Origin of the sequence: Streptomyces fungicidicus, from assembly GCF_003665435.1 — a bacterium.
Taxonomy (GTDB): domain Bacteria; phylum Actinomycetota; class Actinomycetes; order Streptomycetales; family Streptomycetaceae; genus Streptomyces; species Streptomyces fungicidicus.
In genome coordinates this window covers 5,411,948-5,423,855 of record NZ_CP023407.1, presented here as the reverse complement: position 1 = coordinate 5,423,855, position 11,908 = coordinate 5,411,948, and the positions used below count along the sequence as shown (strand labels likewise).

Here is an 11,908-nt window from a genome sequence, read left to right as displayed (position 1 = left end):
GGTGATCGACGCGTACGGGGATCCCGGCACGCCGGACTGCCGGGGCGGGGCCCGCTATCTGTGGTGGCTGGTGCGGCGGCAGCCGGGGCGGTGCGCGGCGGGAGCCGTGTTCGGCAGTGTGTGGATGGTGCTGCTGGCGGCGACGCCGTACGCGATGTCGCGCGCCGTGGACGACGGGCTGGAGCCGGGGGACATGGGGGCGCTGGCGCTGTGGACCGGCGCGCTGTTCGTGGTGAACGGGTTCAACTCGTGGCTGAGCATCATGCGGCACCGCACGATGACGCGGGTGCGGATGGACGCCAACTTCCGGACCGTCAAGGTGGTCGTGGGGCACACGGTGCGGCTCGGCGCCTCGCTGGAGCGGCGGACCGGGGCCGGGGAGGTCGTCACCATCGGGGTGGGCGACGTGCAGATGATCGCCCAGTCGCTCACCGCCGTCGGACCCGGGATCGGCGCGGTCGTGGCGTACGCGGTGGTGGCGGGGCTGCTGCTGTCGGTGTCGCCGGTGCTGGCGGTGGTGGTGCTGCTCGGGGTGCCGGTGATCGGGCTGGTGGTGGGGCCGCTGGCGGGGCGGCTGCGGGGCACGGAGACGGAGTACCGGGAGCGGCAGAGCGTGCTGACGGCGCGGATCGGTGATCTCGCGGGCGGGCTGCGGGTGCTGAGCGGGCTGGGCGGGAAGAGCCTGGTCTCGGACGCGTTCCGCCGGGACTCGGGGCGGCTGCGGGAGCAGGGCTACCGGGTCGGGGCGGTGACCAGCTGGATCCAGGCCCTCACCGTGGGGCTGCCGGCGCTGTTCCTCGCCGTGGTGACCTGGATCGCGGCCCGGCTGGCCGCGCAGGGCGAGATCACGGTGGGCGAACTGGTCTCGGTGTACGGCTATGTGACCGTCCTGGTGTGGCCGGTGATGTTCCTCATCGAGTGCGGCTACCAGCTGAGCCGGGGCGTGGTGGCCGGCCGCCGGGTGGCGGCGCTGCTGCGGCTGGAGCCGCCGGCCGACGCGGCCACCGCCGATCCGCCGGCCGAGCCGTCCGCGCTGTACGACCCCGAGTCGGGGGCGCGCATCCTGCCGGGCCGGCTGACCGCGCTCACCTCCGCGCGCCCCGCCGACGCGCTCGCCGTGGTGGACCGCCTCGGCCGGTACACGCCGTCGGAGGCGACCTGGGGCGGGGTGCGGCTGGACGAGATCGGGCTCGCGCGGGTGCGGGAGCGGATCCTGGTCGCCGACCCGGAGGCCGATCTGTTCGCCGGCCCGCTGCGGGAGGTGGTGGCCGGGCGCGCGGACGCGTCCGACGAGGACGTGCTGCGGGCGCTGCACGCGGCCGCCGCCGACGACATCGTCCAGGGGCTGCCCGACGGGCTCGCCTCGACGGTGTCCGCGCAGGGACGCAGCCTCTCCGGCGGTCAGCGGCAACGGGTCCGGCTGGCACGGGCGTTGCTGGCCGATCCGGAGGTGCTGCTGGCCGTCGAGCCGACCTCGGCGCTCGACGCGCACACCGAGGCCACGGCCGCCGACCGGCTGCGCGCGGTCAGGAAGGGGCGTACGACGGTGCTGGCGACCGGTTCGCCGCTGGTGCTCGACCGGGCCGACCAGGTGCTCTACCTGGTCGACGGCAAGGTGGTGGCGAGCGGCGGCCATCGTGAACTGCTCGACAGTGAGCCCGGATACCGGGAGCTGGTGGCAAGGGACGCCGGCGAGCGTGCCGATGAGGAGGTTCCGGGATGAGCGGGGACCGGCTTCCCCTCGCCGAGTCCGCCGATGTGCGGCGGGCCGCCGCGGGGCTGGTGCGCGCGGACCGGCGGGCCTTCGCCGGCGTACTGGCGCTGAACGGGCTGGCGGCCCTGGCCGGGCTGGCCGGGCCCTGGCTGCTCGGGCGGATCATCGACGAGGTGCGCGACGGGGGCGGGGTGGCGGTGGTGGACCGGCTGGCGCCGGTCATCCTGCTGTGCGCCGTCACGCAGTTGCTGCTGTCCCGCTGGGCCCGGTACGTGGGGCACCGTTTCGGGGAGCGGACGCTGGCCCGGGTGCGGGAGCGGTTCGTGGACCGGGCGCTGGCGCTGCCGTCGTCGGTGGTGGAGCGGGCCGGCACGGGTGATCTGACGGCGCGGGGCACGGCGGACGTCACCGCCGTGGGGACGACGCTGCGCGACGCCGGTCCCGCGCTGCTGGTCAACGCCGTGCAGTCGCTGTTCCTGATGGCCGCGGTCCTGGTGGTGCACCCGCTGCTGGGCGCCCTCGGGCTGCTCGGGCTGACGCCGATCTGGCTGGTGCTGCGCTGGTATCTGCGCCGGGCCCGCGACGCCTACCTCGCCGAGGGCGCGGCCAACTCGGACGTGGCGGAGATCGTCGCGGCGACGGCGGCGGGTGCCCGTACGGTGGAGGCGTTCCGGCTGGAGAAGCGGCGGATCAGGGCGAGCCGGGAGGCGCTGGAGACGTCCCGGCGCACCCGGTTCCACACGCTGTTCCTGCGCACGGTGTTCTTCCCCGTGGTCGAGGTGTCCTACGTCGTGCCGGTGGCCGGTGTGCTGCTGCTCGGCGGGTGGCTGCACCAGCAGGGCACGGTGAGCCTCGGGGCGGTGGTGGCCACCTCGCTGTATCTGCTGCAGCTGACCGGGCCGCTGGACGAGGTGCTGATGCGGCTGGAGCAGTTGCAGGCCGGCGGGGCCTCCTTCGCCCGGGTGGAGGGGCTGGCCCGGGCGCCGCGCCAGGTGGAGCGGGGCGCCGGCCCCGACCCGGCCGGCGGCCGCATCGACGTCACCGGGGTGCGCTACGCGTACGACGGCGGCGGCGAGGTGCTGCGCGGGGTCGATCTGACGGTGACACCGGGCGAACGGCTGGCGGTGGTGGGGCCGTCCGGCGCCGGCAAGACCACGCTGAGCAGGCTGCTGGCGGGCGTGGACGCGCCGACCGCGGGGAGGGTGACCGTGGGCGGGGTGCCGGTGGCCGGGCTGGACGCGGAGCGGCTGCGCCGGCAGGTGGTGCTGGTCACCCAGGAGCACCATGTGTTCCTCGGGTCGGTGCGCGACAACCTCCGGATCGCCGAACCGGACGCGGAGGACGAGGAGTTGTGGGCGGCGTTGGACGTGGTGGGCGCCGCGCCGTGGGTGCGGGAGCTGCCGCGGGGGCTGGACACCGAGCTCGGCGAGGGAGGGCACTCGACCGACGGTTCGCAGGCGCAGCAACTCGCGCTGGCCCGGGTCGTGCTGGCCGATCCGCACACGTTGATCCTCGACGAGGCGACCGCCCTGCTCGACCCGACGACCGCCCGGCACACCGAGCGCGCGCTGGCCGCCGTCCTGGAGGGCCGTACGGTCATCGCCGTCGCACACCGGCTGCACACCGCGCACGACGCGGACCGGGTGGCCGTCATGGAGGACGGCCACCTCACCGAACTCGGCACCCACGAAACCCTGGTGGCGGCAGGCGGCACCTACGCCTCCCTCTGGAACTCCTGGCACGGCACCCCCACTCCCGACCCGCCCGCCCCATCCAGCCCGCCCGACTCTTTCAGCCCGTCCGGCGTTTGAGGACAAGGCCCGTTCAGGGCCGGAGGGGGTCCGGGGCGCAGCCCCGGGGACGGGACGGGAAGGGGCGGCGGGGGCGAGAACCGGACCACCCTCACCCCCACCACCCCCCACCCCGCCACCCCAACCGTTCGCATACCGAACCTGAACTCCCGGACAACGAACGATTTCCGGCCAAAGTCTTGACGCGCTCCTGACAGCAACCGCGATCCCCTGCCACTCTTCCCCACGGCCGCCGTACAGCAACCCCACCGCGTCACCCACCGCCGCACGACGGCCACAGCTCGGAGCACTTCGCACTTCCGTTCTGCCCGGACGGCTCACCAGCCGACCGGTCTCCCCAGGCCGCGCACCCCGCGGCCACGCAGAAGGAGCCAGCGTGAGAAGCAGGTCGTCCCACAGACGTACCCCCCACACCACGCACCGCCGTGCCGCCGCCGTCGCCCTCGCCGGGGTGGCCGCGCTGATCGCCACGGCCGTGCAGTCCGGCACCGCCACCGCCGCCCCGGAGCAGACGCCCGCGGCCGCGAGCAAGGCGAAGCCGGGGTCGGAGTCGGTCAAGCTCACCCCCGCCCAGCGCGCCGCGCTGATCCGCGAGGCGGACGCCGCCAAGGCGGCCACCGCCAAGGACCTCGGCCTGGGCGCGAAGGAGAAGCTCGTCGTCCGTGACGTCCTCAAGGACGGCGACGGCACCGTGCACGTGCGCTACGAGCGCACCTACGACGGCCTGCCCGTCCTCGGCGGCGACCTGGTCGTCCAGGGCGACAGCGCCGGCCGGGCCGACTCCGTCGTCAAGGCGACCCGGGCCGCGGTGAAGCCCGCGACCACCACCGCCAAGGTGCCGGCCGCCAAGGCCGAGCAGCAGGCCCTGTCCGCCGCGAAGGCGGAGAAGGCCGAGGGCGCCGACGTCGACCGCGCCCCGCGCAAGGTGATCTGGGCGGCCGGGGGCAAGCCGGTCGTGGCGTACGAGACGGTCGTCGGCGGCCTCCAGCACGACGGCACCCCCCAGGAGCTGCACGTCGTCACCGACGCCACCACGGGCGAGAAGCTGTACGAGTGGGAGGCCGTCCAGAACGGGACCGGCAACACCGTCTACAGCGGCACGGTCGACCTGACCACCACGCAGTCCGGTTCGACGTACAACCTCACCGACGGCGCGCGCGGCGGGCACAAGACGTACAACCTCAACCGCGGCACCTCCGGCACCGGCACGCTGTTCTCCGGGTCCGACGACGTGTGGGGCAACGGCAGCCCGTCCAACCTGGAGTCGGCCGCCGCCGACGCCCACTACGGGGCCGCGCTGACCTGGGACTACTACAAGAACGTGCACGGCCGCAGCGGCATCCGCGGCGACGGCGTGGGCGCCTACTCCCGGGTCCACTACGGCAACAACTACGTCAACGCCTTCTGGTCCGACAGCTGCTTCTGCATGACCTACGGCGACGGCTCCGGCAACGCCAACCCGCTCACCGCGATCGACGTCGCCGCGCACGAGATGACCCACGGTCTCACCTCGAACACCGCGGGCCTCAACTACAGCGGCGAGTCCGGCGGCCTCAACGAGGCCACCAGCGACATCTTCGGCTCGACGGTCGAGTTCTACGCCAACAACTCCTCCGACGTCGGTGACTACCTCATCGGCGAGGAGATCGACATCAACGGCGACGGCACGCCGCTGCGCTACATGGACAAGCCGAGCAAGGACGGCGCGTCCAAGGACAGCTGGTACTCCGGCATCGGCAGCATCGACGTGCACTACTCGTCGGGCCCCGCCAACCACTTCTTCTACCTGCTGAGCGAGGGCAGCGGCACCAAGACCATCAACGGTGTCACCTACAACTCGCCCACCTCGGACGGCCTCCCGGTCACCGGCATCGGTCGCGCCAAGGCGGAGAAGATCTGGTTCCGCGCGCTGACCACCAAGTTCACCTCCACCACCAACTACGCGGGCGCCCGCACCGGCACCCTGGCGGCGACCGGTGAGCTCTACGGCACGGACAGCGCCGAGTACAAGGCGGTGCAGGACGCCTGGGCGGGCATCAACGTGGGCACGCGCTCCGGTGGCGGCGGTGGCGGCGGCACCTCGTTCGAGAACACCGCCGACGTGACGATCCCGGACGCCGGCTCCGCGGTGACCTCCTCGATCAACGTCACCGGGCGGACGGGCAACGCGCCCTCCAACCTCCAGGTCTCGGTGGACATCGTGCACACCTGGAGCGGTGACCTGGTCGTCGACCTGGTGGCCCCCGACGGCACGGTGTACCCGCTGAGGAGCCGCACCGGCGGCTCGGCGGACAACATCAATGAGACCTATACGGTCAATGCGTCGGCCGAGACCGCCAACGGCACGTGGAAGCTGCGCGTGCAGGACATGGCGCGGTACGACACCGGCTACATCAGCGGGTGGAAGCTGACCTTCCCGTAAACAGCCGTGGTCAGAGCGTCGCCCCGGGTGGTTCACACCGCCCGGGGCGACGCCGCTTTTTTGCCGAGCCCATACACACCGGCGGTTGCGCTTTTACACAGGTCAGGCCGGTTCACACGCACGCAACGTTCATCTCGCCGACTGTTTTCGGCCAACATCATTCGACCCTCCTGACATGTACGCGCCCTGGGTGTCACTCTTCCCTCGCTCGGCGCACCACCCCCGGCCGGCCCCCAACCGTCCGGACACCCCCACTTGACACGAGGAGCTCGAGTGACCCCCCTCTACGCGCGTCACCAGCGCACCGCTCTGGCCATCGCCACCACCGTCGCGGCCGGAGCCCTGCTCGCCACCGGTCTGACCACCGGTACCGCAGCCGCCGACTCCGCGCCCGCCGGCAAGCCGGCCCTGGCCGGGGCCCCGGTGCTTCTGTCCGCCGCCGCCCGCACCTCCCTCATCCAGGAGCAGCAGGCGTCGGCCGCCGAGACCGCCGGCGAGATAGGTCTCGGCGCCAAGGAGAAGCTGGTCGTCAAGGACGTCGTGAAGGACGCCGACGGCACGGTCCACACCCGCTACGAGCGCACCTACGACGGGCTGCCCGTACTCGGCGGCGACCTGGTCGTGCACGAGCCGGCCTCCGGCGGGGCCAGAAGCGTGACCAAGGCCGTCAGGACGGCCGTCAAGCTGTCCTCCTTGAAGCCGGGGATCGCCGCGGGCAAGGCGGAGAAGCAGGCGCTCGCCGCCGCGAAGGCGGCCGGGTCGGAGAAGACCGAGGCGGACTCCGCGCCCCGCAAGGTGGTCTGGGCCGCCGACGGCAAGCCCGTCCTGGCCTACGAGACCGTCGTCGGGGGGCTCCAGGAGGACGGCACCCCCAACGAGCTGCACGTGATCACCGACGCCGCCACCGGCGAGAAGCTGCACGAGTGGCAGGGCGTGCACACCGGCACCGGCAAGGGCCTCTACTCGGGCACGGTCACCCTCGGCACCTACAAGTCGGGGACGACGTACCAGCTGTACGACACCGCCCGCGGCGGTCACAAGACCTACAACCTGGCGCGCGGCACCTCCGGCACCGGCACCCTGTTCACCGACGCGGACGACACCTGGGGCACCGGCACCGCCTCCAGCTCCTCCACCGACCAGACCGCGGCCGTGGACGCCGCCTACGGCGCCCAGGTGACCTGGGACTTCTACAAGAACACCTTCGGCCGCAACGGCATCAAGAACAACGGCGCGGCGGCCTACTCCCGGGTCCACTACGGCAGCTCCTACGTCAACGCCTTCTGGTCCGACAGCTGCTTCTGCATGACCTACGGCGACGGCTCGGGCAACACCCACCCGCTGACCTCGCTGGACGTGGCCGGCCACGAGATGAGCCACGGCGTCACCTCCAACACCGCGGGCCTCAACTACAGCGGCGAGTCCGGCGGCCTGAACGAGGCGACCAGCGACATCTTCGGCACGGGCGCGGAGTTCTACGCGGCCAACTCCTCCGACGCCGGTGACTACCTCATCGGCGAGAAGATCAACATCAACGGCGACGGCACCCCGCTGCGCTACATGGACAAGCCGAGCAAGGACGGCGCCTCGAAGGACTACTGGTCCGCCGGCCTCGGTTCGGTCGACGTGCACTACTCCTCGGGCCCGGCGAACCACTTCTTCTACCTGCTGGCCGAGGGCAGCGGCTCCAAGACCATCAACGGCGTGTCCTACAACTCGCCGACGTACAACGGCTCCACCGTCACCGGCATCGGCCGCGCCAAGGCGCTGCAGATCTGGTACAAGGCGCTGACCACGTACTTCACGTCCACGACCAACTACAAGGCGGCCCGTACGGGCACCCTGAACGCGGCGTCGGCGCTGTACGGCTCCACCAGCACCGAGTACAAGACGGTCGCGGCGGCCTGGACCGCCATCAACGTCAGCTGATCCGTCCCCCGGACCGGGGCGGTGCCGGGCGCGGAAGCGCGCCGGGCACCGCCCCGGACACGTCCCCCGAGCTCCGGGCCCCCTAGTCTTGGGTCCCATGTCTTCGGCGGACTTCACCTACGACCACGTCGGCGCGACCCGTGAGCCGGGCTTCTGCCCTCCCGGCTTCCACCCGATGCGCGTGCGCACCCGCCTCGGCGAGGGCGAGGCGGTCTTCCGGCAGGCCGCCGAAGCGCTGCTCGGCTGGGAACTGCACCGGGAGCTGGGGGTCGGCGTCGAGACCGCCGCCGACCGCGCGGCCCCGGACGTCGACGTCACGATCACCCTCGCCGGCGTCGTCCGGGCGCCCTGCCGGGTGGTCTGGACGGTGGAGGAGCACCGCAGGGCCGGCTGGGCGTACGGCACCCTGGCCGGCCACCCGGAGAGCGGCGAGGAGTCCTTCGTGGTGGACCGCACGGGTGACGGGACGGTGTGGCTGACCGTCGAGGCGTTCAGCAGGCCCGCCCGCTGGTACTCCCGCGCGGGCGGCCCCGCCACCCGGGGCCTCCAGCAGGCCTACGCCCGCCGCTGCGGCAAGGTCCTGCGCCGCCTCGCCACCCGGGGCCTCGACGAGTACTGAGCCCCCCGCCCCGGCACCCTCCTCTCACCGCATCAGCAGCCCCGCCCCCGCCAGGTCCTCCGACGGCACCGCCAGCAGCCCCAGCTCCGCCCCCGACGCCAGCAGACGGTGCCCGGGCAGGATCCGCACCGTGTACCCGAAGGGCCCCGTACGGTCCAGCGACAGCGGCCCCTCGTACATCCACCGCCCCTCCGCATCCGGCGACCCCACCGGTTTCAGCGGCACCGCCGCCGCGTCGGTGAGGCGGTCCTCCTCGTCGACCCGTCCCGACACCGCCTGCACCTCGACGTCGTCGGGGCCGAGGTCACCGAGCCCCACCCGCACCCGCAGCCCCAGCGTGGTGCCGAGCTCCGCGGTGGCGGCCGTCACGGACGTCTCGACGTGGTCGACGGTCACGCCGTGCCAGGCGGAGCGCACCCGCGCCTTCCACGCGGCGAGCGCCCGCGCCGAGTCCGGGTCCATCGCCCGGTGGGCGCGGGCGGCGGGCGCGTACAGCCGCTCGACGTACTCCCGGACCATCCGTCCGGCCAGCACCTTCGGCCCGAGCAGACTCAGCGTCCGCCGCACCATCTCGATCCACCGGTCCGGCAGCCCGCCGCGCCCGCGCTCGTAGAAGGACGGCGTGATCCGCTGCTCCAGCAGGTCGTACAGCGCCGCGGCCTCTATGTCGTCGCGCCGGTCCGGGTCCGTCCCCGCGCCGTCCGCCGTGGGGATGGCCCAACCGAAGTCGGGCTGGAACCACTCGTCCCACCAGCCGTCCAGCACGGACAGGTTGAGACAGCCGTTGAGCGCGGCCTTCATCCCGCTGGTGCCGCACGCCTCCAGCGGCCGGAGCGGGTTGTTCAGCCAGATGTCGCAGCCGGGGTAGAGCTTCTGCGCCATCGCCATGCCGTAGTCGGGCAGGAACACGATCCGGTGCCGCACCCGCGGGTCGTCGGCGAAGCGGACCAGTTCCTGGATGAGCCGCTTGCCGCCGTCGTCCGCCGGGTGCGCCTTGCCCGCGATCACGAACTGCACCGGCCGCTCGGGATGCAGCAGCAGGTTCATCAGCCGGTCCCGGTCGCGCAGCATCAGCGTCAGCCGCTTGTACGACGGGACGCGCCGGGCGAAGCCGATGGTCAGCACGTCCGGGTCGAGCACCCCGTCGATCCAGCCGAGTTCCGCCGTCCCCGCGCCGCGCTGCCGCCAGGACGCCCGCAGCCGCTCCCGCACCTCCAGCACCAGCAGCTCGCGCAGCGACCGGCGCAGCTCCCAGATGTCCTGGTCGGCGATGTCGGCGACGGAGTCCCAGCGGTCGGAGTCGCCGACGCTCAGCGCCTCCTCGGCGCGCTCGGCGCCGATCTGCCGGGCGCCGAGCCGGTACACCTCGGGGGCGACCCAGGTGGGCGCGTGCACCCCGTTGGTGACGGAGGTGATGGGCACCTCCTCGGCGTCGAACCCGGGCCAGAGCCCGGCGAACATCTCCCGGCTGACGTTGCCGTGCAGCAGGGAGACGCCGTTGGCGCGCTGGGCCAGCCGCAGGCCCATCACGGCCATGTTGAACAGGTTGGGCTCGCCGCCGGGGTAGGTCTCCATGCCGAGCCGGAGGATCCGGTCGACCTCCAGGTCCGGCAGCTCGGCCTGCGGGCCGAAGTGCCGGGCGACCAGTTCGCGGTCGAAGCGGTCGATGCCGGCCGGGACGGGGGTGTGGGTGGTGAACACGGTCCCCGCCCGGACCGCCTCCAGGGCCGCGTCGAAGTCCAGCCCCTCGGCGCGCAGTTCGGCGATCCGTTCCAGGCCGAGGAACCCGGCGTGCCCCTCGTTGGTATGGAACACCTCGGGCTCGGGGTGCCCGGTCAGCGCGCAGTACGCGCGCACCGCGCGGACCCCTCCTATGCCCAGCAGCATCTCCTGGAGCAGCCGGTGCTCGCTGCCGCCGCCGTAGAGGCGGTCGGTGACGCCGCGTTCGCCGAGGTCGTTCTCCTCGATGTCGGAGTCCAGCAGGAGCAGCGGGACCCTGCCGACCTGGGCCAGCCAGATCCGGGCGCGCAGCGAGCGGCCGCCGGGCAGGGCGAGGGCGACCTGGGCGGCGGTGCCGTCGGCCTCCTTGAGCTGGTCGAGGGGCAGCTCGTTGGGGTCGAGGACGGGGTAGTGCTCCTGCTGCCAGCCGTCCCGGGACAGGGTCTGGCGGAAGTAGCCGTGCCGGTAGAGCAGGCCGACGCCGACGAGCGGGACGCCGAGGTCGCTGGCGGCCTTGAGATGGTCGCCGGCGAGGATGCCGAGTCCACCGGAGTACTGCGGCAGGGCGGCCGTGATGCCGAACTCCGGGGAGAAGTAGGCGACGGCGGCGGGCAGCCGGTCGGTCTGCGCCTGGTACCAGCGCTCGCCGGTCATATAGGCGTCCAGATCGGCCGCGGCCGCGCCGAGGCGGTCCAGGAAGTCACGGTCTGCGGCCAGCTCGGTGAGCCGCGCGGCCGCCACACTGCCCAGCAGCCGTACGGGGTCGCCGCCGGCGGCGGCCCAGCGTTCGGGGTCGACGGAGCGGAACAGGTCACGGGTCCCGGCGTGCCAGGACCAGCGCAGATTGCGGGCCAGGTCGCTCAGGGGCCGGAGGGGTTCGGGGAGCACGGGTCGGACGGTGAATCGACGGATCGCCTTCACAAGCCACCTCGGCGCGTTCGTCGGAGACGCGGTGTGCGTCCGGGCATCGCTGCCGACAGTACCGGCGCGGACACGGTCCGCGCGGGAAGCCGGGGGACACGGGTACCTCCGTGCCCCTGCCCAAACGATTCACACCATGACGGATATGGCTGATTCCACCCCCATGGGCGCCCTTGTCACGCTTCACCCCGCGTGCGAGGCCGCCGCGCACATGTCGGCGGCAACGGCCGGGGAGCCGCCGCTCGCGCCTCCGCCGTCCCCGGTGTCACCCGCGGGGCTCGCGCCGCCGCGCGGCAGGACAAGAAACCGGCCTTTTCCGCCTCCGGTTCCGCCCCCGGCCCCTTCACTCCAGGTGTCCCGGTCACCTCGCTCCCCACCGCGGGCGGCATCGCGCGGGGCACCCGCGCGGGCACGCCCTCGCGCCGCCCGAGCCCGGCGGGCGCGGCGGCGCCGTACCGCGCCTGGCGCCGGCGGCCGGCCCCGGCGCGAGTGGCGAACCCGCTGTTCAGCGGGCGCGGCGGGCGGAGGGGCGAGCGGGCGCGGGCGTGGTCCGCCGCGGCGGCCGCTCCGGGTTCCCCGCGCGTGGCACGGGCCCCGCGAGACGGCGGGCGCCGGCCGTCCGGGACGGCCCCGGCAGCCGTGGGAGCGGGCCCACCGGCGACCGGTCCGGCCCGCTCCGGAAGGGGCCGGTCTTGTGTGTCGACATACGCGTGAGTAGTTAACAAAGTGCCGGATTGCCCACCCGAACAGTGTGGGAAGGCTCCTGCGGGTAA

The 11,908-nt window shown here is 73.2% G+C and carries 6 protein-coding genes; 5 read left to right on the top strand and 1 reads right to left on the bottom strand.

Features of this window, described 5'->3' with window-relative positions; translation table 11 throughout:
• The first annotated feature begins 1 nt into the window (after window position 1).
• The 5 genes from CNQ36_RS24925 (at window position 2) to CNQ36_RS24900 (ending at window position 8,495) form a co-directional block, all read left to right on the top strand.
• The gene (locus CNQ36_RS24925) at window positions 2-1,723 is read left to right on the top strand and encodes an ABC transporter transmembrane domain-containing protein (RefSeq protein ID WP_121547593.1); all 1,722 of its coding nucleotides are present in this window, start codon (window positions 2-4) and stop codon (window positions 1,721-1,723) included.
• Entirely contained in the window at window positions 1,720-3,525 is a 1,806-nt protein-coding gene (locus CNQ36_RS24920) for an ABC transporter ATP-binding protein (protein ID WP_121547592.1), read from the top strand. Before CNQ36_RS24925 ends, CNQ36_RS24920 begins: the two co-directional genes overlap by 4 nt.
• Before the next feature lie 376 nt (window positions 3,526-3,901).
• The gene (locus CNQ36_RS24910) at window positions 3,902-5,947 is read left to right on the top strand and encodes a M4 family metallopeptidase (protein ID WP_121547590.1); all 2,046 of its coding nucleotides are present in this window, start codon (window positions 3,902-3,904) and stop codon (window positions 5,945-5,947) included.
• A gap of 273 nt (window positions 5,948-6,220) precedes the next feature.
• A complete protein-coding gene (locus CNQ36_RS24905; protein ID WP_121547589.1) occupies window positions 6,221-7,876 on the top strand; it encodes a M4 family metallopeptidase in 1,656 nt (551 codons plus the stop codon).
• Window positions 7,877-7,973: 97 nt separating this feature from the next.
• Entirely contained in the window at window positions 7,974-8,495 is a 522-nt protein-coding gene (locus tag CNQ36_RS24900) for a DUF1990 family protein (RefSeq protein WP_163013361.1), read from the top strand.
• Between the two features lie 24 nt (window positions 8,496-8,519).
• On the opposite strand, the gene CNQ36_RS24895 is transcribed toward CNQ36_RS24900, so the two are convergent.
• Window positions 8,520-11,135, bottom strand: a complete 2,616-nt coding sequence (locus CNQ36_RS24895) for a glycosyltransferase family 1 protein (protein WP_121547587.1) — start codon at window positions 11,133-11,135, stop codon at window positions 8,520-8,522.
• Window positions 11,136-11,908 lie beyond the last annotated feature (773 nt).

What these genes read in the sequence shown, in the direction of transcription:
- CNQ36_RS24900 (WP_163013361.1), top strand. Translation starts at nt 7,974, where the DNA reads ATGTCTTCGGCGGACTTCACCTACGACCACGTCGGCGCGACCCGTGAG.
- CNQ36_RS24920 (WP_121547592.1), top strand. Translation starts at nt 1,720, where the DNA reads ATGAGCGGGGACCGGCTTCCCCTCGCCGAGTCCGCCGATGTGCGGCGG.